General features: G+C 37.6%; 3 protein-coding genes. All 3 read left to right on the top strand.

What is annotated here, in order from left to right:
- Window positions 1–153: 153 nt before the first annotated feature.
- From KORDIASMS9_RS22705 to KORDIASMS9_RS22695, 3 genes are read left to right on the top strand one after another with little or no spacing between them, the layout of a single operon-like run.
- On the top strand, window positions 154–14,532 hold the full coding sequence (locus tag KORDIASMS9_RS22705; protein ID WP_114905049.1) for a non-ribosomal peptide synthetase: 14,379 nt from the start codon (window positions 154–156) through the stop codon (window positions 14,530–14,532).
- Entirely contained in the window at window positions 14,529–24,827 is a 10,299-nt protein-coding gene (locus tag KORDIASMS9_RS22700; protein ID WP_114905048.1) for a non-ribosomal peptide synthetase, read from the top strand. The genes KORDIASMS9_RS22705 and KORDIASMS9_RS22700 overlap by 4 nt, the downstream gene beginning before the upstream one ends.
- Before the next feature lie 35 nt (window positions 24,828–24,862).
- Window positions 24,863–25,597, top strand: coding sequence for a thioesterase II family protein (locus KORDIASMS9_RS22695; RefSeq protein ID WP_114905047.1), 735 nt, complete (start codon window positions 24,863–24,865; stop codon window positions 25,595–25,597).
- The last annotated feature ends 151 nt before the right edge of the window (window positions 25,598–25,748 follow it).

Here is a 25,748-nt window from a genome sequence, read left to right as displayed (position 1 = left end):
ACAACGCTCATAAGGAAACCTCGTAGTGGGTTTTGTAAAGCATAAAAACACCAAGTACACTGTGTCAAACTCGTTTGTACAGGGAACTAACAATAACCAAAAATTAACAAAACAGTAGGCGCAGCGCCAACCTAACATTAAAATATTTCGAATATGGAAGAGTTACTATTAAAATTAAAAGAGCTAGAAATTAACCTTAAAGTTGTTGATGAAAACTTAAAGGTAATTGTTCCAAAAAGTTTTGACAATCCTACTATAATCAAAGAACTAAGGGATAATAAAAGCAATTTAATTAATTATTTAAGCAAGCGAAAAAATCTCAATAGTACGACGCGCGACATCGCAAAAGCAGCTACAAAAGCATCGTATCCATTAACGCCAGCGCAATTCAGATTATTTCTAGTAAATCAATTCAATGAAACGTCTTTAGCCTATAACCAAACAGGCGTTTTAAAGATTACAGGAAAATTAAGCACTAGAAAACTTCAAAACGTTTTTGAATCGTTGATAGAACGACACGAATCTTTTCGTACCAGTTTTAGTTTGGATGCAAACAATACGCCTGTACAGAAAGTTTTAGCGCAGGTTGATTTTGAAATAGAAGAAATTGAAGGCACGGAAGCGAACATCGAATCGATCATTCACAAATTTATCAGACCTTTTGATCTCAGCAATCCGCCGCTCATCAGAGTTGCGGTAATGCAAGTGTCAAAAGATACGCACTTTCTATTGATAGACATGCATCACATTGCTTCCGATGGTGTTTCTGTACAAATACTCATGAAGGAATTCACCCAACTCTACGAAGGGGAATATTTAGTGCCTTTGCAAACGCAATACAGAGATTATTCGGAATGGTTTCTTAGCGAGCAACACCAAACTTCAGTACAACAACAAAAAAGCTTTTGGACCGATCAGTTTAGCGGAGAATACAACATATTGGAATTGCCATACGATTTCTCAAGACCAAAAGAAAAAACATTTAAAGGAAATGTAGCCACCTTCCATGTCTCAAATGAGGAAAAACATAAACTCAACGAGATCATCAAGAAAAATGATATTACCTTATTTACCCTATTAATCGGCGTGTATGGTTTATTACTCTCTAAACTTAGCGGAAAAAATAATGTAGTCATCGGTACGCTTGTTGCGGGAAGAAAACACCATCAGTTGCAAGACATCATGGGAATGTTTGCCAATACATTAGCATTGCCAATCAGCCTAGACAATTCGTTGAGTTTCAAAAAGTATGCGCAATTGCTTCACCAAAAATTGCTCAGTTACCTTGACAATGACGAATATCCTTATGAAGATTTAATCAATGATTTGCGGATAGAACGAGATCCAGGACGGAATCCTTTGTTTGATTGTGTGTTCGTATTGCAAAATAACAAACAAGAAGCGTTTCAAATTCAATCAGCAGAAATTGAAACATACCAATTCGAAACAAAAACTTCTAAATTTGACCTAACGTTGGGTGCCAAAGAAGACGCATCCGGATTGCGCTTTGAACTAGAATATGCTACCGATCTTTTCACGGAAAATACCATTGAAAGATTCATCAGTTACTATAAAAAATTACTCCAACAGATTGCGCAAAATCCAGAAATGCCGTTGGCTGAATTAACGTTGCTTTCAGAAACAGAAGCGCGTAAAACACTGGAAATAAACACACTTTTAGAGGTTTCTTACCCTGAAAAAGCTACGATTATTGATTTGTTTGAAGCACAAGTAGCAAAAACTCCAAATGCCATTGCGGTTGCCTATGAAGGTGAAACCTTAACGTATGCAAAATTAAACAACCTATCCAACATATTGGCGTATGAATTGCGCTCAAAAGGGATTGGTCGTAATGATATTGTAGGCTTATTGGTAGACAAAAACCTTCACACAATTGTGGGAATGTTGGGAATCTTAAAATCGGGCGGTTGTTACATGCCTTTAGATCCAAACTATCCGCAAGGACGCTTACAGTACATGTTGGAAGACAGTAAAACAGATTTGCTCATTACCAATAGTGAACACGAAGCACTTATTGCAGGTACTTCCGTGAGAACGCTACTGCTAGAAAAAGTGATCACTAAAGATCGAGAAGTAGCCAATATTGTGCAAATGAATCACCCAGAAGATTTATGTTACATCATATACACTTCTGGAACTACAGGAAATCCAAAAGGTGTGATGGTAGAACATCGCAATGTAGTGCGTCTTTTTCACAACGATGCATTTCAATTCAACTTTGGAGAAAACGATGTATGGACCATGTTTCACAGTCACTGTTTTGACTTTAGTGTGTGGGAAATGTACGGAGCGTTGCTGTTTGGAGGGAAAGTAATCATCATTCCATCGTTGGTAGCTAGAGATCCTGCTCAATACTTACAAATTCTCAAAGAACATAAAGTAAGGGTATTGAATCAAACGCCAACCGCATTCAACAATCTCATGGAAGCATGTGATCAAAAAGACATAACACTAAACGATTTGCGCTATGTTATTTTTGGTGGAGAAGCCTTAGTGCCGTTCAAATTAAAAACTTGGAAAGCACAACATCCGCATGTAACATTAGTAAACATGTATGGAATTACCGAAGTAACGGTACATGCTACCTACAAAGAAATATGCGCCAAAGAAATTGAAGAAAATGTAAGCAACTTAGGGAAAGGAATTCCAACGACTTCTATGTACATTTTGGATGAAAACCAAGAACTCGTTCCACAAGGTGTCGTTGGAGAAATTTACATTGGCGGCGCAGGAATCACACGAGGATATTTAAACAAAGAAGAATTGACACGTGCGAAATTCTTAGACAATCCGTACCGAGAAGGAGAATGTTTCTACCGTTCAGGCGATTTAGGAAGATGGTTGGCAAATGGCGAATTGGAGTACTTAGGTCGTATTGACAGTCAAGTACAACTAAAAGGCTTTCGAATTGAGCTCAAAGAAATAGAACATCATTTATTGCAGCATGCAACCATCAGTGATACGGTAGTCATCAAACGTGATTCCGATGAAGGACATCCGTACTTATGTGCGTATTACATCGGCGAAGAACTCTTAGAAGTTTCTACATTACGATCGCACTTAGGTGAAAACTTACCAAGTCACATGATTCCATCCTACTTTGTGAAGATGGACGAATTCCCAATGACATCCAACAATAAAATTGCGGTTTCAAAATTACCTTCGCCAGACAAAGAAGCGTTAGGAGAATCGTACACAGCTCCAAAAACGGAGGAAGAAATACAAATGGTAGCGATATGGGAAGAAGTATTGCAAATGTCAAAAGTAGGCATACAAGACAACTACTTTAGTATGGGAGGAGATTCTTTAAAAGCAATTGGCTTAATCTCCAACATCAATACCAAACTTGAAGCATCATTAACCATTGCAGATTTATATTCGTACCAAACCATTGAAGAATTGGCGGGGAAAGTAGTTGGTTCTCAACAAAATGATGACAGCAAACGAATCCTTGAAGAAACCGAAGAAGAACTGCGCGCATTTGCGGAAGCATACCGAGCAGAAGGGAAATTCTTAGATACTTACGAAGCGGTATATCCGATGAATGGTGTAGAAAAAGGAATGGTATTTCACTCCTTAAAAAGCAAACCAAAAAGTGTGCATGAAATTGTATATCATGAACAAAACATATACGATTATCCAGTAAAGAATTTTGACTTTGAACTGTTTAAGCATGCGGTAGACTTAATGGTAGCAAAACACACGACACTTCGTAAGGTATACGACTTAGAAAAGTTTGCACATATCATCATGAAAAAAGTAGTGCCAGAAGTCAATTTTTCAGACATCTGTCATTTGGATGGAAAAGCGCAAGAAGCGTTCATCAACAAAAAACTACTAGAAGAAAAGCAACGCCAAACAGAATTATCCTTTTCATTACTATGGCGAATCAACATCATCAAAGTAAGTGAAGACTATCAATACTTACTATTAGACTTTCACCATTCTTTCTTTGATGGTTGGAGTCTCTCGTCATTCGTTACAGAACTATCTACAACCTATTCTTTCTTAATGGAAGATCGTAGCTATGTTCCTGAACATTTACAAAGTACCTACCGAGACCAAATTATTGGAGAATTGGCAGCAGCAAAAGACCAAGCTTCTATTGAATATTGGCAAGAAGAATTGGAGGACTACACGCGCTTTGAAATACCATCAACAGGAGAAGAACACCAATTCAATAGTGAATGGTTTGATTATGGAAAAGAATACAGAAGTCAGTTAGAAACATTGGCGTTACGCCACAATACAAGTTTCAAACACTTATGTTTTGCAGCATACATCTACGCAATGAATATGCTGAGTTTTAAAGATGACATTACTTTAGGTGTCGTAACAAACAACAGACCGTTAACACCAGATGGAGAACGCTTGTTGGGTTGTTTCTTAAATACCATTCCGTTCCGAGCAAAAATTCCAAAAGGCATCACTTGGGGCGACTATATTAATTTTATAGAAGACAAACTCAGAACCCTAAAATATCACGAAAGAGTTCCGTTTTACAAAATCTTAGAAATCACCAAAGAGCCAGCAACAGAACACAATCCAGTTTTTGATATCTCCTTCAATTACATAGATTTCAGACGTTATACGGAAATCCAAAATGAAGAACGCATTGTAAGACCGAATGAGTTTAAAGAATCAAATTTCTTTATGAACAACAACACCAGTATTGATTTCCATATCTATGCTCGTGACAATGATTTTAGACTTGCACTAACACATACAACAGCGGCTTTCAGTATTGATGATGTAGCCAAACTTGCAAGCTACTTCAAATCTACACTAGATCAGTTTCTAAATGCGGCAACAACACCTATACAAAAAGAAACAATACTACTTGAAGCAGACAAGGAAAAAATTGAAAAAATCAACCATCTTATCAATGTTTCGTATCCTGAAACGGCGACCATCATTGACATGTTTGAGTATCAAGTAGCAAAAAATCCAACGGCTATTGCAGTTGCGTATGAAAGCGAAACGTTAACGTACCAACAATTAAACAATCTATCCAATATGGTAGCGTATGAATTGCGCTCGCAAGGAATTGGACGCAATGACATTGTAGGATTGTTAGTAGACAAAAATCTTCACACAGTAGTGGGAATGTTAGGAATCTTAAAATCGGGCGGTTGTTACATGCCTTTAGATCCAAACTATCCGCAAGGACGCTTAAACTACATGTTGGAAGACAGTAAAACGGAGCTTCTCATTACCAGCGACGAACATCAAGAACTCGTCGCAAATGCTGCTGTGAAAACGATATTACTGGAAAACATGATCGACACAACACGAGAAGTTGCCAATATCGAACATATAAATAGTCCAGAAGATATCTGCTACATCATTTACACTTCGGGAACTACAGGAAATCCAAAAGGTGTCATGGTAGAGCATCGCAATGTAGTACGTTTAATGTACAATGATGCATTTCAATTCAACTTTGGAGAAAACGATGTTTGGACCATGTTTCACAGTCACTGTTTTGACTTTAGTGTGTGGGAAATGTACGGAGCGTTGTTATATGGAGGAAAACTAGTTATCATTCCGCCATTTGTAGCACGAGATCCATCACGATACTTACAAGTACTCAAACGCCATGAAGTAACTGTATTAAACCAAACGCCAACAGCATTCAACAATCTCATGGAAGAATGCGATCGAAAAGACATAGAACTCAACAATTTGCGCTATGTTATTTTTGGTGGAGAAGCCTTAGTGCCTTTCAAACTAAAATCGTGGAAAGCGCAATATCCGCATGTAAAATTGGTGAACATGTACGGAATTACAGAAGTAACGGTACATGCTACGTACAAAGAAATAGGTATCAAAGAAATTGAAGAAAATGTAAGCAACTTAGGGAAGCCAATTCCAACGACTTCCATGTACATTTTAGATGAAAATCAAGAACTTGTTCCACAAGGTGTCGCTGGAGAAATTTACATTAGTGGCGCAGGAATCACACGAGGATATTTAAACAAAGAAGAACTGACCAATTCCAGATTCTTAGACAATCCGTACCAAAAAGGAACGCGTTTATACCGTTCAGGCGATTTGGGAAGATTGTTAGCCAATGGCGAATTGGAATACATAGGTCGCATCGACAATCAAGTACAACTAAAAGGGTTTAGAATAGAACTCAAAGAAATAGAACATCATTTATTGCAGCATGCAACCATCAGTGATACGGTCGTAATCATGCGAAAATCTGATGAAGGACATCCGTATTTATGTGCGTATTACATTGGCGAAGAAGCGCTAGAAGTCTCTGAATTAAGAGCACACTTAGGCGAAAATCTTCCAAACTACATGATTCCATCGTATTTTGTGAAGATGGATGAATTCCCATCCACATCCAACAATAAAATTGCGGTTAAAAACTTACCATCGCCAGACAAAGGAGCATTAGGCGGAACGTATACCGCACCTGAAACTGAGGTAGAATCGCAGATGGCAGTCGTTTGGGAAGAAGCACTAAAAGTATCAAAAGTTGGCATCAAAGACAATTACTTTAGTTTAGGAGGCGATTCTTTAAAAGCAATTGGCTTAATCTCCAGTATCAACAACAAACTAGATACATCATTTACCATTGCAGATTTATATTCGTACCAAACCATTGCAGAATTGGCGGCGAATATGTCAGATTCACAACAAGATGAGGAAAACCAACGCATCTTGGAAGAAGTAAAAGAAGAACTGCGTGCATTTGCAGAAACATACCGAGCAGATGGAAAATTTTTAGACACCTACGAAGCGGTATATCCGATGAACGGCGTTGAAAAAGGAATGGTTTTCGAATTTCTAAAAAGCAGATCAGACGATATTCATGAAATCATTTACCATGAGCAAAACATGTATGATTACCCAGTAAAAAACTTCGATTTTGCACTGTTTGAACATGCACTAAACTTAATGATTGACAAGCACACGGCGCTTCGTAAAGTATACGATTTGGAATACTTTGCGCACATCGTCATGAAAAAAATAACGCCTGAAGTTAACTTTATAGACATTCGTCATTTAGATAAAGAAGGTCAGAAAACCTTTGTCAAAAATAAATTACTAGAAGAAAAAAGAAGAAAATCAGACCTGTCATTTTCACTAACATGGCGTATCAATATCATCAAAGTACGAGACGATTATCAATACTTACTATTCGATTTTCACCATTCGTTATTTGATGGTTGGAGTCTCTCTTCGTTCTTAACAGAATTGCTAAACATGTATACCATTTTAACCAAAAATGGCGACTATGTTCCAGAACGTTTGCAAAGTACGTATGAAGATCAAATCATAGGAGAATTGGCAGCAGGGAAAAACCAAGCTTCCATTGAATATTGGCAAGAAGAACTAGAAGGATATTCACGCTTTGAATTGCCATCTACAGACGACGAACATGTATTTATAAGTGACGTGTTTGAGTTGCCAATTGAATTTAGAGAAGAATTAGAAACACTCGCCGTAAAATACAATACAAGTTTCAAACACCTGTGTTTTGCATCTTACATTTACACGATGAACATGTTGAATTATGAAAATGATTTAACGCTAGGAATCGTTACCAACAACCGACCGTTAACACCAGATGGCGGCAAACTATTGGGTTGCTTCTTAAACACAATTCCTGTGCGAATCAAGTTGCCTGAAAACATTACTTGGGGCGATTATATCAATTACATAGAAGACAAACTACGAACGCTAAAATATCATGAGCGTGTTCCTTTCCACAAAATACTAGAATTTACGAAAGAACCCGCAGGCGATCACAATCCAATTTTTGATGTTGCGTTTAACTATTTAGATTTCCAAATTTTCAAAGAATGGGAAGCGTATGATGCTTCCATTGATTTGGAAGAAGAAGATTCGCTATCTGAATTTTACTTGAATGAACATTTTCCTTTCGGATTCCACATAGAAGCACACGACCTTAGACAAGAACACGGTGGTGTTTACAACAAAAGTTTCCGACTCTTATTGCGATATTCAACAGCAACTTTCAGCAAAGAACAAGTAAAAAGATTGGCTACCTATTTCAAATTGACATTAGATCAGTTTTTATACAGTGAAAATGCGTTGGTAGATAAAGAAACCATATTATCTGAAGCAGATAAGGAAGATCGAGAGCAATTAAAAGCGTTCAATAATACGACTGAAAACTATGAAAAAGAGCAGACGGTATTAGACATGTTCAACGCGCAAGTGCAATCGAATCCAGCAGAAGTAGCGGTGCAATTTGAAGACAAACAACTCACTTACAAAGAACTTGATGAGGTTTCAAATCAATTAGCACATGTATTGCGAAACAAAGGTGTTACAACCGATACATTAGTGCCAATTTGCGTAGATCGTTCCTTGGAAATGATCATCGGAATTGTAGGAATCTTAAAAGCAGGCGGCGCGTATGTGCCAATTGATCCAAGATATCCGCAACACCGCGTCAACTATATTTTGGACGATGTACAACCAACCATCGTATTGACAGAAAGCAGCTATCAAACGCTCTTTAATGATATAGAATACCTAAATCTTGACGATGCCGCTGTATACAATGCATCGCCAGTGTCGTCTCCAAATGTGAACATACCAGAAACCTCGTTGGCGTACGTTATTTACACTTCAGGAACTACAGGAAATCCAAAAGGTGTGATGAATCAACATGATGGAATTTACAACCGATTGGTGTGGATGCGCGATTATCTTGATGTGACGGAAGCTGATACCATATTGCAAAAAACGACGTTCTGTTTTGATGTTTCGGTATGGGAATTATTATTGCCATTAATGACAGGAGCAAAGCTAGTATTTGCAGTTCCAGGTGGCGAAAAAGATCCTGTATACTTACATCAACTCATCGCAAAAGAACACATAAATATCATGCACTTTGTGCCTACGATGTTAGATGTTTTTATCAGCGAATTGGATGCGAATATGAAGTACACAAACTCACTGCGAAAAGTAGTTTGTAGTGGAGAAGCATTATCCTATTCAACCTTGCAAAAATTTCAGAAAAAGTGTCCACATACACAAATTTTCAACCTGTACGGACCAACAGAAGCAGCTATTGATGTGACTGCCATTGAATTAACAGAATACAAAGGCGACATCATTCCTATTGGAAAACCTGTGGCAAACACGCAAATTTATGTTGTAGACGCAAATAATATTCAACAACCTATGGGTGTTGTTGGCGAGTTAGTTATTGGCGGAATTCAAGTATCTCGCGGATATTTGAACAAACCTGAATTGACCGCAACAAAATTTATTGCGAATCCATTTGATGAAAATGATCCACATAAATTATACAAAACAGGCGATCTTGCCCGATGGACTTCCAAAGGAACGATAGAATTTCTTGGGCGTAATGACGGTCAGGTGAAAATTAGAGGACATCGTATTGAATTGGGTGAAATAGAATACCATTTAAATCAAATAGAAGGCATAAAGCATAGCATTGTTGCAGCCAATGGAAGTAACGAAAATGCACAGCTTATCGCATATATGACGGTCAAAGAAGACTTTGATAAAAAACTGATTAGAAGTGAACTAAACAAAGTAGTTCCTTCATACATGATTCCAGAAATTTTTATAGAATTGGAAGCATTTCCGTTGACAACCAATGGAAAAATAGACAAAAAGTCGCTTCCACAACCAAAAAGTTCTGACTCAAACTTTAGTGAATATGTAGCGCCAAGTACACCAACAGAAATGACCTTGGTTGAAATATGGCAAAAACTGTTAAAAGTTGAGAAAATTGGAATGAACGATAATTTCTTCTCTTTGGGAGGAAACTCTATCACGGCAATTCAAGTGGTAAGTCAAGCCAAAAAGCAAGACATTCACGTACGAGTTGGAGATATTTTCACCTATCAAACCATTCAGGAATTAGCTAAAAATTTACGAGAAAACGATACGACATTATCAGAAGTAGGAACGTTACAAGGAAAATTTGAATTACTTCCTATTCAGCATGACTTTATAGCATCTTCATATGAAGAATCGAATCATTACAATCAATCTATTTTACTAGACATCTCTAAAGAAATAGAAACGAATGTCATAGAAGAAGTGCTTTCAAAATTGGTGCTTCAGCATGATATGTTGAGCGCTACATTTAAAAAAGAAGACGACACCTATTATGGTGTGTACGCATCAGCAGCACCAACATTATTGATGGAAACTATTGATAGTACTGAGGAAGTAAGTGAGCGTATTACAGAAATTTGCGATGCGTATCAAAGAAAACTTTCCATCACTGAAAACACAGTATGTTTTGTATGGATCAATACGCCAGAAACTGAATTGCACAACCGTTTATTTATGGTAGCGCATCACATGGTGATTGATGTCGTATCATGGCATATCATATTAGATGATGTATCTAGCTTTTTAGACAGTGCCATCAGTGGAAAGCAGATTGTTTCTCCAAAGAAAAGCACTTCGTATCGTCAATGGCAAGAAAAATTGAGTTACTACGGAAACAGTTCCTACGCATCGGAAGAATTTACCTATTGGAAAAAACAACTCTCAAAAGGAGTCGCACTTCCACAAGATTTTTCAAGCAACGAAGCTGTAAGTACTTTTGAAGAAGTAAAACGTTATCAATTAAAACTAACCAAAAAAGAAACGCAAGCGTTACTCAAAAAATGTCACAAAACCTACAATACTGAAATCAATGATATACTCTTATCATCTTTGGCAGTAACTTTAGGTTCATGGCTCGATGCTTCAGAATTTGTAATAGGTTTAGAAGGACACGGACGAGAAGATTTATTTGAAGATACAGACATCAGTAGAACTGTTGGATGGTTTACTTCGCTCTTCCCAATTGCCTTAGCACATACTGAAAACGATGTGGCTTCCACAATTATTGAAACCAAGGAACGATTGCGTCAAATGCCAAACAAAGGCATCGGATATGGTATTTTACGTTACTTACATACCGATGAAAATGTACGTTTGCAACTCACAAAAGACTTCCAGCAAATTGTTTTTAACTACTTAGGCGAATTTGACACGGAAGATCACACGAATGGACTTTTCAACACAGCTTCGGAAGCAACCGGCGAAAACATCAGTGTAAAAAACCATAACAATACGCAGTTGAGTATTAGCGGACTTGTCATAGAAGGGAAAATGCAGTTCAATTGGAATTATGATAGCAGTCTCTTTTCAGATGAAACCGTTTCTAAACTTGCAAACATGTTCAATGAAAACCTAAAAATGATCATTGACCATTGTACACAAACCAAATTGTCTACAAAAACACCTTTTGATTATGGAATTCATGCAGATGTCAGTCATGCTGAATTAACGGAATTCTTACAACTAGAAGAAAATCAAGGCATAAAAGATATTTACAAACTTACATCACTGCAAGAAGGTTTACTATTCCACAGTTTGTATGATGAAAACCCGAATTACATAGTTCAGATGAGCTTTGACATACCAAACCTTGATGTTGACTTATTTAAAAAATCGTGGAAAGTATTGGCAGACAAACACAGCATATTGCGAACTACGTTTCACAATGATTTCTTCAACATTCCAGTACAATGTGTGTATGAAGATAAAGAGTTGCCACTCGCAATGTTTGATTACGAACAAAAATCAGCAGCAGCGTTAGAAGCATTTATCAAAAAAGATTTCAAAACACCTTTTGATTTAAAAACGGCTCCGTATCGTCTTTCAATATTGAAATTGCCACAAGGGGAATCTAAAATAATTTTCACACATCATCACATTCTGTTAGATGGTTGGTCGGTATCAATCTTGTTAAACAAAGTAGTAAGTATCTACAAAGAGCTATTGCAAGATAAAGCCATTCCTGCTGTACAACGTGAGGATAACTACATCAACAATATCAAACAAGTAGCACTCAAAAACGAGTTTGACGGACAGGAATATTGGAGAAACTATCTTTCTTCGCTTTCCACACACAGTTACCTTCCATTTTTGACAGATACCAAAAAGCGAAACAAAGTTTTCAGCAATAACAATATCAGTCGTATCATGAAAGCTGACTTTGCCGCAAAACTAGAACAATTTGCAAAAGAACGTCATGTAACGGTGAATACCTTAATTCAAGGAACTTGGGCGTACCTACTTTCTAAATATACAGGAAACAGTACGGTAGCATTTGGTACCATCATTTCAGGGAGAAACGGAATGTTGAAAGATGTAGAATCTGGAATTGGTTTATACATAAAAACAATTCCGGTTTGTACAACGGTTACGGATGAAAAACCGATCTCCAATTGGTTAACGGACATTCAAAAAGAACACAGTATATCAAGAGAATCCTACGGACATTTCTCCATTGCCGAAATTCAAAAAACGAGTACGCTTCAAGGGGAATTGTTTGACTCACTAATAATTTTTGACAATTATTCACAAGAAGTTGCCAATACCGCTAGTGAAGAAGGCATCCTAAACATCAGAAACTTTGCAGGAAAAGAAGAAAACAACTATGCATTGTCACTCTATGTATCTATTGATGTCATAGGAATTTCAGTAAACCTAAAATACAACGATACACTTATTTTAACGCCAACTGTTGAAATGATACTATCGCATTTTGAAGAAACGTTGAACTCATTAATTGAATCGAACCAAATTTCCGATCTCTCATACATGAGTAACGAGGAAAAACAACAGATGTTAGTCGACAATAATGATACTGAGAAAAAATACCCAACTGACAAAACGGTCATAGACTTGTATAAAGAACAACTTGCAAGCAATCCAAAAGCAACCACACTTGTCTTTGGAGAAGCGCAAATGACCAATGAAGTCTTAGAAGAAAAATCAAATCAATTGGCGTGGCTTCTTAAAGAAAAAGGCTTCCAAAAAGGCGATCTCATTCCTATCTGTGTCGAACGCTCTTTTGAAATGGTTGTTGGAATCTTAGCCATCATGAAACTAGGAGGCGCGTATGTGCCAATTGATGCAGGATATCCGAAAGAACGTATTGACTTCATTCTGAACGACTGTAATACGAAGTTTTTATTGAGTACGACGAACTTAATCGACGACAATTTAGCACAACTACTTTCGGAAGAAGTATCGTTTATCAACATGGAAGCTGACGAAGTGCTTAGCTATCCTACAAACGAACTTGAAGTAATGGTAACTCCAGAAGATCTTGCGTATGTCATATACACTTCCGGATCTACAGGAAAACCGAAAGGTGTACTCATTCAACATGCAGGTTTAGCAAATAGACTGCTATGGAAATGTGAGCATTTCAATATTGATGAAAACGATGTCATCCTACAAAAAACACCGTATACTTTTGATGTATCTGTTTGGGAATTACTAACGCCGTTGATGACAAATTGCAAAATGGTGTTGGCACAGCCTCACAAACATACAGACTTAGCATATTTGAAGAACATCGTTGAAAAAGAACAAATTACGTTACTACACTTTGTTCCTTCTATGTTAGACACGTTCTTAAATGGATTTGAGGATACAGAATTAGAAATGCTAAAACCTACGGTGATCTGTAGTGGAGAATCATTAGCGAACAAAACGTTGAAAAATTTCCAAAAGAAACTACCGAATGCTAAAATTTACAACCTATACGGTCCAACGGAAGCTACGATTGATGTGACTTCTGTAGACATGACAAATTATAAAGGCGATAAAAATAGTATTGGAAAACCGATTGCCAACACGCAAATCTACATTGTCAATGCTCAAAATGAGTTGGTACCAACCAATGTTGTGGGAGAACTGTTAATTGGAGGTGTGCAAGTAGCAAAAGGCTATGTAAACAGACCAGCACTTACCGCAGAAAAATTCATCAACAATCCATTCAATGCGGAAGATGCTTATAAATTATACAAAACGGGAGATTTAGCCAGATGGTTGCCTGATGGAAACATTGAAATCATCGGACGAAACGATCATCAAGTGAAACTTAGAGGATACCGAATTGAACTGGGTGAAATAGAACATGTACTATCAAACCATCCACACATCAAAAATGCGGTTGTAGACTACAGAAACTTAGATCAAGATCCTGTATTAGTGGCGTATTACATGAATGATGCATCAGAAATATCAATAGAAGAAATTCAAGACTATCTCAAAAAGCGATTGCCAGAATATATGGTGCCTTCGTTCTTTATGAATGTAGCTGAGTTTCCGCTCAATGCGAATGGTAAACTGAATAAAAAAGCATTGCCATCGCCAAGCATCACCTTAAAGAAACAATTCATTGCACCTTCAAACGAAGTGGAAACGCAATTAGTTGACATTTGGTCCGAGCTATTAAACATAGAAGTAACGTCGCTAAGTACAGATGAAAATTTCTTCAACATCGGAGGAAACTCACTAAAAGCCATGGCGTTAATCAATAGAATAAACAAAGCATTTGCCGTTGAAATGTCTCTAAAAGAACTATTCTCTATACAAGACATCAAAGGAATTGCAGATTATATCCTCACAGTGAAGCAATTGGCTGATGAGTCGCACAACAACCTTGACAATGCAAAACTAATCATATGAGCATCGCGGAATACATTACGAATCTGAGGAATAACAACATCATTGTTACGGTTCGTGAAGAGCAATTAGCAGTTCACGATCCGAATGAAGTGTTAACGCACGAAATTGTAGAAGAATTAAAAGCTAATAAACAAGAAATTATAGCTTTTTTCAAATCGCTAAAGCGGAAAGAATCTTCCACAACCATTGCCAAAACTCCTAAAAAAGAATACTACGCGCTATCGTCTGTACAAAAGCGCATGTATTTTCTATATGAGTTTGACAAAAATGGAGTAAGTTATAACATGCCTGGTTTTTATCGGCTTGGCAGGTCTTTAGACATTGCCAAGTTTGACAACGCCATCAAATCCTTGGTGGCACGTCATCAAAGCTTGCGTACGGTATTTAGTATTCAAAACGATCATCCAATGCAGCGTGTGTTAGACGCCGCTGCATTTGAAATTGAGTACAAACAAATACATCCCAAAGATATTGATGCCCTAGTATCAACATTTGTGCGTCCATTCAACTTAGCACAGGAATTTCCGTACCGCGTAACGTTGGTCGATGTCATTGGTGAAGACTATTTGTTAATGACAGATTCGCATCACATTATCAATGACGGAGTTTCTAATGACATTTTAATGCATGATCTTTGGTCGTTGTATGATGGAAATACATTGCCTGCGCTTGATATTCAATATACCGATTATGCGGAATGGCAACAAAGCGACGCCTATCAAGACGTAGTGTCAAGACATAGAAAATATTGGTTAGAAAGTTATAATGATGACTTGACCACCTTAGAATTGCCGCTAGATCACTCAAGACCGATGCATCCAAGTGATGAAGGCGAAGTGCATATCGTAACTTTATCCAAAACGCAAAGCGATCAATTACGTGCTTTGGCAGGTTCGGAAGGAATTACAATGTACACGTTGTTCTTATCAATTTTCAATGTATTGCTTAGCAAACTGTCCGATCAGGCTGACATTGTAGTAGGTACGCCGACAGCAGGTCGCCATCATGCAGATGTTGAAGGCGTAGTTGGCATGTTTGTCAATACGTTAGCATTGCGCAATCAAGTAGCTTCCAATTTGAGTTTCAAGGATTTTCTAGCCAATGTACAAGAAAATACATTGACGGCATTTGACCATCAATTATATCCGTATGATGAATTGGTAGATGCGTTAGATTTTTCGCGAGATGCAGGACGCAATCCTTTATTTGATGTCTTCTTCGCATACATGCAAGCGGGCACAGATACAAACGGAAGTACTGATACAGGAATTACGATAAAAAATCATGAAGTTCCGTATACAATTGCAAAATTCGATTTAGAATTTGAAGTCTTAGACAAAGAAGAAATCAACCTGTGTTTCGTATACAGAAAAGATTTATTTGCCGCTTCAAGCATTGCACGATTTTCAGGTTATTTGCTTCAAATCATCACAGAAATTACACAAAACAAAGCGGTATCTATCAAAGAAATAGACATTCTTTCCAAAGAAGAAAAAAACAGATTGCTGATAGATTTCAACAATACCAACGCTGCGTATCATATAGATACAACAGTGTTGGATATGTTTAAAATGCGCGTACAAGAAACACCAAACTCCCAAGCGTTGATTTTAGATGAGGTAGCGCTTACCTACAAAGAATTAGACACACGCTCTGATGTGTGGGCGCATCACATTATAGACAACATTGGCAAAGGAGAAATCGTGGGCTTACTAATGTCTCGCTCTTTAGATATGATCACAGGAATATTAGCCATCTTAAAAGCTGGTGGCGCCTACTTGCCAATCAATACTGAGCAACCAACTGCCCGAACACTAGACATGTTGGAAGAATGTGAAGTAGCATTCATTGTAAGTAATGTTGAAAATATAGCTGCGAACTTCTTAGAAGCGTACACGTGCATTACACCAAAAACTTTAGACGAAAAAAAATCAAACAGTAACAAAACGTTACCTACACTTAATGGGGAAGATCTAGCATACATTATCTACACTTCGGGTTCTACAGGACGACCAAAAGGCGTCATGGTAAAACATCAAGGTGTTTCCAATTTGTTGCAACACGAAATAGAACTCTTCCGCATGCAACAGGATGAAAATGTATTATTATTTTCTCCCTACTATTTTGATGCGTCTGTATTGCAAATTTGGTTAGCACTCACCACGGGCGCACGATTGGTTATTTTTAAAGATGAAGACATCTTAGACATCCACAGATTCAATGCAAGCCTAAAAAAATACAACATTACACACCTAGATTGTACACCTTCTTTTCTAGAAGCGATCGAATTAGGGGAAACATTACACATCAAAAGAATCATTGTAGGAGGCGAAGCTTGTAAATTGGCATTGGCTGGAAAACTTTCAAAGCTATACAATTTATACAACGAATACGGACCTACAGAAACTACGGTAACTTCTACGTTTAAAAAAATTGAGCAAGCAGATATCGAAACCGGTAAAATATCTATTGGACGTCCCATAGCCAATACACAAGCGTATGTTTTAGGGAAAAACATGACGCTGTTGCCAGAAGGTGTTGTCGGAGAACTCTACATTGGCGGATTGGGTGTAACCAACGGATACATCAACAATGAAGTATTGACAAAAGAACGTTTTGTAGAAAATCCGTTTGGAGACGGTAAAATTTACAAAACTGGCGACTTGGTAAAATGGTTGAAAGATGGTACGTTAGAATATTTGGGCAGAAATGACAACCAAGTAAAAATAAGAGGACATCGCATCGAACTTGGAGAAATAGAAGCAGAACTGGAATTAATTTCAGAAGTAAATCAAGCGTTAGTGATGGCGCATGGAGGCAAAGAAAGTAAACAATTAGTAGCGTACTTATGCGTAAATGAAGAAAAAGATACGGAAGAAATTCATGCGCTTTTGTCAGACAAGTTACCAGCGTATATGTTGCCAGCGCATTATGTAAAATTAGACAGTTTTCCTGTAAATGCCAATGGAAAAACAGATCGGAAAGCGTTGCCAATTCCCGATTTTGTAAACGCTGAAACCTACGTTGCTCCACAAAACGAAGATCATAAAAAACTAGTGGCTATTTGGTCAGAAGTATTGGATATTGCCGCAGAAAAAATCAGCATTACGTCCGACTTTTTTAAACTTGGCGGTCATTCTTTATTGGCGATTACACTGATCAATAAAATAAGCAAAGTATACCAAGTAGATATTGCGATACGCGATTTCTTCGTACACCGTAGCATTGCAGAATTATCACTCCATATCGCAACGATGGAGCAAGTAACATTCTTAACGATTCCAAAAGCTGTAGATTCTGAATACTATCCGTTATCTTCTGCACAGCAACGAATGTACTTTTTATATGAATTTGACAAAGAAGGAACGGTATACAACATGCCTTCATTCTTTACACTGAAAGGAACTTTAGATGTAGCGCGTTTGGAAACAGCATTCCAAAATTTAGTAGCACGTCATCAAAGTCTTCGTACTACATTTAACATTGTGGACGATGTACCAATGCAACGCATTTTAGCGGCTGATGACTTTTGTGTGAATCACCAAAAAGGCAATTCCGATCATATTGATGCGTCAATAGCAGCATTCATTCGTCCATTTAACCTATCAGCAGAATTTCCATTTCGAGTATCCTTACTAGAAATTTCAACGGAAGAACATTTGCTCATGATGGACATGCATCACATCATTAACGATGGTGTTTCTTTCGAAATACTAATGCGTGAATTGTGGATGTTGTATCAAGAAGCACCCTTACATGATCTCAACGTTCAATATGTAGATTACGCCGTTTGGCAACAAAGCGATGCACAGCAAGCATTAGTTGCAAATCATAAAAACTATTGGATGGACGTTTTCTCGGAAGAGATTACCACACTCGAACTTCCAACAAATCGTTCCAAAACAAGATACAGAAGCAATCAAGGAGACAATCATACCGTACGCATTGATAAAAATACAAGCCAAGCATTAAAAGCAATGGCACAGCAAGAAGGCGTAACCATGTCTACCTTATTTTTATCCATATACAATGTACTATTAAGCAAGTTATCCAACCAAAAAGACATCATTGTTGGCACCGTTACTGCAGGACGAAATCATTCTGATCTTGAAGGAATTGTTGGTATGTTTGTCAACACATTGGCACTTCGCAACACGGTTGATGCGACGATGAAATTTGATGAATTGCTCGAAGCTGTTCAAGAAACAACCTTAGCTGCGTTTGATCATCAATCGTTTCAATATGAGGAATTGGTAGACGCTTTACAAATTTCACGAGATGCAGGAAGCAATCCTTTATTTGATGTTTTCTTTTCATACAATCAAGGTGTAGAAGCTTCCGATGTCCCAGAAGCACCAATCCAAATTACAGACTACAAAGTAGCTTCAAACATTGCAAAATTTGATTTGAGTTTAGACGTCGTAGCTTCCGAAGAAATCACGCTATCCTTTACGTATCGAACGGAACTATTTGATGCAGCGCTGATCAAACGTTTTATGAGTTACTTGCTTCAAATCATCACAGAAATTACACAAAACACAGCGGTGTCTATCAACGATATCGACATTCTTTCCAAAGAAGAAAAACACAGATTGTTAGTAGATTTTAACGATACCGAAACTGCGTACGATTTAGATCAGACCGTATTGGATATGTTTATAAAGCATGCACAATCAACACCAGATGCAACAGCGATTTTATTTGGAGAAGAACAATGGACTTATCAAGAACTCAACACACGTTCCGATCAATGGGCAGGATATTTGCTAGATTCTGGCGTACAATCGAACACCATTGTCGGATTGATGATGACACGTTCTGTAGAAATGATCGTGGGAATTATTTCCGTAATGAAAGCAGGAGCTGCCTACTTGCCAATCAATCCAAATCAGCCAACAGCGCGCACGGAATATATGTTAGAAGATTGTGAGGTGAATATCATCCTAAGCAATGTGTCTTCAGCAATGGAAAACACAGCAAGCTACCATGTAATTAACACCAACATTTTAGATAACGCTGAAAATAAGCACACAAAATTACCATATGTAACCGCAGCCGATTTGGCGTACGTCATTTACACTTCGGGTTCTACGGGACAACCAAAAGGTGTGTTAATTCAGCATGCATCCGTTTCAAATCTAATTCAACATGAACGTGAATTTTTAGGATTGGAAAGTTCAGATCATATCCTGCAATTTTCGCCGTATTATTTTGATGTTTCCGTAGAACAAATTTGGTCTGCATTCTGTACAGGCGCTAGTTTGGTTTTAGTAGCCCAAGAAACCTTAACGGACGACAATGAATTTTATGCGTATTTAGAAACACAAGGTGTCACGCATTTAAATGTAACTCCTTCATTCTTAGAAAAATTAGCATTGCCAAAACTCACAAATCTTAAACGGATTTTAGTATCAGGGGAAGCATGTAAATTAGCCTTGGCAAAACGCTATGCTGAAACGTATGATTTTTACAACGAATACGGTCCTACAGAAGCAACGGTCATATCAATTTCACAAAAGTTAAGCGCAGCAACTCTAAAAAATGGTATTGTACCCATTGGTCGTCCAATAGCAAATACACAAACGTATATTCTTTCGGATGACTTGCAACTATTGCCGCAAGGCGTAGCAGGCGAGCTGTATCTTGGAGGAAAAGGATTGGCGCACGGATACTTAAATCGTCAAGACTTAACAGAAAGAAGTTTTATTGCCAATCCATTTGGAGATGGTAAAATTTACAAAACGGGCGATCAGGCAAGATGGCTTCCAGATGGCACTATCGAATATTTAGGACGAAATGACGATCAGGTGAAGCTTCGTGGATATCGCATCGAATTAGGAGAAATTGCGTATCATTTAGAAAATAGTGATTTCATCGATCAAGCATTGGTCATGGTTTCAGGTACAGGAGATCACCAACAATTGGTTGCGTATGTATGTGGAAATGCACAAGTAGACGACGCCAACCTAAGATCTTTATTGGCTGCTAAAGTTCCTAATTATATGATTCCTGTGGCATTCATTTGGATAGACTCTTTTACGTTGAACGCAAATGGTAAAGTGGACAAAAAAGTACTTCCGAGTTTGGATCTTACCCAAGGAGAAACCTACGTTGCTCCACAAAACGAAGATCATAAAAAACTGGTGGCTATTTGGTCAGAAGTGTTAGATATTGCCGCAGAAAAAATCAGCATTACGTCCGACTTTTTTAAACTTGGCGGTCATTCTTTATTGGCGATTACGCTGATCAATAAAATAAGCAAAGTATATAATGTAGATATTGCGATACGAGATTTCTTTGTACATCGTAGCATTGCAGAATTGTCACTTCACATCGCAACGATGGAGCAAGTAACATTCTTAACGATTCCAAAAGCTGTAGATTCTGAATACTATCCGTTATCTTCTGCACAGCAACGAATGTACTTTTTATATGAATTTGACAAAGAAGGAACGGTATACAACATGCCTTCATTCTTTACACTAAAAGGAACTTTGGATGTAGCGCGTTTGGAAACAGCATTCCAAAATTTGGTAAGACGTCATCAAAGTCTTCGTACGACATTCAATATTGTAGACGATGTACCAATGCAACGCATTTTAGCGACTGATGACTTTTGTGTGAATCACCAAAAAGGCAATTCCGATCGTATTGATGCGACAATAGCAGCATTCATTCGTCCATTTAACCTATCAGCAGAATTTCCATTTCGAGTATCCTTACTAGAAATTTCAACGGAAGAACATTTGCTCATGATGGACATGCATCACATCATTAACGATGGTGTTTCTTTTGAAATACTAATGCGTGAATTGTGGATGTTGTATCAAGAAGCACCCTTACATGATCTCAACGTTCAATATGTAGATTACGCCGTTTGGCAACAAAGCGATGCACAGCAAGCATTAGTTGCAAATCATAAAAACTATTGGATGGACGTTTTCTCGGAAGAGATTACCACACTCGAACTTCCAACAAATCGTTCCAAAACAAGATACAGAAGCAATCAAGGAGACAATCATACCGTACGCATTGATAAAAATACAAGCCAAGCATTAAAAGCAATGGCACAGCAAGAAGGCGTAACCATGTCTACCTTATTTTTATCCATATACAATGTGCTATTAAGCAAGTTGTCCAACCAAAAAGACATCATTGTTGGCACCGTTACCGCAGGACGAAATCATTCAGATCTTGAAGGAATTGTGGGTATGTTTGTCAACACATTGGCACTTCGAAACACGGTTGATGCCACGATGAAGTTTGACGAATTGCTCGAAGCTGTTCAAGAAACAACGTTAGCTGCGTTTGATCATCAATCGTTTCAGTATGAGGAATTGGTAGATGCTTTACAAATTTCACGAGATGCAGGAAGCAATCCTTTATTTGATGTTTTCTTTTCATACAATCAAGGCGTAGAAGCTTCCGATGTTCCAGAAGCACCAATCCAAATTACAGACTACAAAGTAGCTTCAAACATTGCAAAATTTGATTTGAGTTTAGATGTAGTAGCTTCCGAAGAAATCACGCTATCGTTTACGTATCGAACGGAACTATTTGATGCAGCGCTGATCAAACGTTTTATGAGTTACTTGGTTCAAATCATCACAAAAATTACACAAAACACAGCGGTATCTATCAACGATATCGATATTCTTTCCAAAGAAGAAAAAGACAGATTGTTAGTAGCCTTTAACGATACCGAAGCGGCGTACGATTTAGATCAGACCGTATTGGATATGTTTATGAAGCATGCACAATCAACACCAGATGCAAAAGCTATTTTATTTGGAGAAGAACAATGGACTTACCAAGAACTCAACACACGTTCTGACCAATGGGCAGCATATTTGCTAGATTCTGGCGTACAACCGAACACCATTGTCGGATTGATGATGACACGTTCTGTAGAAATGATCGTGGGAATTATTGCGGTCATGAAAGCAGGAGCTGCCTACTTGCCAATCAATCCAAATCAGCCAACAGCGCGCACGGAATATATGCTAGCCGATTGTGAGGTGAATATGATCCTAAGCAATGTGTCTTCAGCAATGGAAAACACAGCAAGCTACCATGTAATTAATACCAACATTTTAGATAACGCTGAAAATAATCACACAAAATTACCATACATAACCGCAGCCGATTTGGCGTACGTCATTTACACTTCGGGTTCTACGGGACAACCAAAAGGTGTGTTAATTCAGCATGCATCGGTTTCAAATCTAATTCAGTGTCAAAAACAATACTTTGACATTCAGAACGATGAGCGCATTCTTCAGTTTGCACCGTACTATTTTGATCCATCAGTGGAACAAATTTGGTTAGCGTTGTCAAGCGGATCTGCAACCGTTGTTTTTGAGGAAAAAATGCTGCTAGATGTTGGAGCTTTTACGACCATGTTAAGAGACCAAAAAGTGACACATTTCCACGGAACACCTTCTTTTTTAGAAGCGGTAAATTTTGATCATTTACCAAATTTGAAAAGAGTAATTTCTGGTGGAGAAGTATGCAAACCAACATTGGCAAAAAGAATAGCTGCACAGCATTTATTTTACAATGAATACGGTCCAACGGAAACTACCGTGACGAGTACCGTGTATCAAGTGACTGATGCTACCGATGTTACAAAAGACAAAGTTTCTATCGGGCGTCCGCTCGCAAATACAGCATTATACATACTTTCGGATGACTTGGAGTTACTGCCAGAAGGTGTTGCAGGCGAACTGTACATAGGAGGAAAAGGACTCGCAAAAGGATATTTAAAACGAGAAGATTTAACCGCCAAAAGTTTTATTGCCAATCCATTTGGAGATGGTAAAATTTACAAAACGGGCGATCAGGCAAGATGGCTTTCTGACGGAACTATCGAATATTTAGGACGAAATGACGATCAGGTAAAGCTTCGTGGATATCGTATTGAATTGGGAGAAATCGAGTTTTATTTGGAAGAAAGTGATTTGATTGATCGTGCAGTAGTCTTGGTTTCAGGAGTTGGAGATCATAAAAAATTGATTGCGTATGTATGTGGAAATGCACCAATAGACGATGCCAAAGTGAAATCAATTTTATCCTCAAAAGTACCGGAGTATATGATACCTTCTGCATGTATATGGATGGACACGTTTGCTTTGAACGCGAATGGAAAAATAGACAAAAAAGCACTTCCAAGTCCAGATTTTACCGAAGGAGAAACATACGTGCCGCCTCAAAACGATATGCATACAAAACTCGTCGCTATTTGGTCAAAAGTATTGAATATTTCCGCAGAAAAAATCAGCATTACGTCTAACTTTTTCACTCTTGGCGGACATTCTTTATTGGCGATTAAATTAAGACACTTGATCAAGCAAGACTTTGGAATAGAGTTGCCGATTTCTGAAATTTTCCTAGCACCAAAAATTAGTTCATTAGCGGAAAAAATTAGGAACTGGGAAAGCAACACACAAAAAGATGAACTTGTAGTACCAATCAATGCTATTGAAGGAAAAGAAAAACTATTCATGATACACGACGGAAGTGGCGAAATTGATGGATATCTTGAACTTTCTAGAAACATTGAAACCTATTCTTGTTATGGAATCAGATTTGAATTATTTGACAACATCACGGAAGCTCCAAAAATTACGTCCATCGCTTCCGCATTTATCAAAGAAATGAAGAAAGTGCAAAAAGTTGGACCATATCATCTATTAGGTTGGAGTTTAGGCGGTGAAATTGCGACGGAAATGACGACGCAATTGGAAAACGCAGGCGAACAAGTAGAACAACTTATTATGATAGATTCTTCGTTGCAATTTGACAAACCTTTGGAAACTTCTACGTTTGATATGGCTTCGGAAACGCGTTTTCTGGAATCCAATTTCAATTACGATATGGCAACTTCAAAAAGTATGAATTCTTTGCCTGAATTGTGGTCAGCGTTTTTCAATTCTGAAACGTTCAAAAAAGAATCTATTGAAAGAATTCGCAGTTTGGTATCTGATGAAATACAACAACTGATTCCTGACTTTTTACACCTGAACAAAAAAGAACTTTTTGCCGCAGTCAATAAAATACGACTCTTATTGAACGCATCCGATGGACATTGTATTCAAGAGGCAATTCAGGCGAAAACAGTGTATATTTGGCCAACGGAATCAAGCGCTATCTACAACAAAGAAAAATTAGGAAACTTCTTTAGAAACTTTGAAATACAAGAAGTTTCTGGAAATCATTTCTCAGTAATGAAAAATAGCAATGTTGTATCGCTTTCTCAGGTGGTGAATAATCAATTAGAGAAAAAATTTGTTTAGTATACTATCACATCACAATAAAAAAATATCATTTCATGAAACAAATTGAAAATAAAATAAAACTATTTTGTTTGCCATTTGCTGGAGGAGCTGCAAATATGTACGATCAATGGAATACAAAATTAGCGAAGCACATAGAAGTATGTCCAATTCATTTGGCGGGAAGGGGAAACCGTTTTACAGAGAAACCTTATTCAAATTTAGAGGAAGCTGTAAATGATATATTTGACATCGTAAAAGATGATCTTTCCGAATCTGACTATGCTATTTTTGGACATAGTATGGGCGCTTTGTTGGCGTACGAATTGGTTCAGAAAATACGAAAACATGGGAGAAACGCTCCTGTGCATGTGTTTTTTTCTGGAAGAAAACCTGTACACATCCCAAAAACAGAAAATTTTTACAGAGATATGACTGCGTTGGAATTTCAAGAAGCAGTTTTATCTTTGGGCGTGACACCTCCTGAAATTTTTAAAAATCCAGAATTAAAGGCAATTTTTGGTCCATTATTACTAAGTGATTTCACGATTGCGGAAACCTTTGTTGACAGACCAGAAATCCTTCCATTATCCTGTAATATTACAGCGCTCATAGGACAAGATGAAGAAATTACGAAAGAAGAAGGCGCGCAATGGAAATTTCATACCACAGAACAGTGTGCCGTACATTATATGGAAGGCGGACATTTCTTTTTGTTAGATAATCCGCAAGCCGTTATTGATATTATCAACGATAATTTATGTATTGAAAAGTTTGCTGTAAAATATTAGCAACAGTAAAACTGCTTGATCTAACGATTTTTAGATAACGCTTTTTGCACAAATTATACGTTTGTAACGCGGGTATAATTTTTTTGTAAGTAGATTCAAATTGTTTTTTAAGGTTTATTTTTGGTTATTTGTGCGTAACTTAAAACTTGAA

It is taken from the genome of Kordia sp. SMS9, assembly GCF_003352465.1.
Taxonomy (GTDB): Bacteria; Bacteroidota; Bacteroidia; order Flavobacteriales; family Flavobacteriaceae; genus Kordia.
This window is presented reverse-complemented; position numbering and strand designations above follow the sequence as displayed.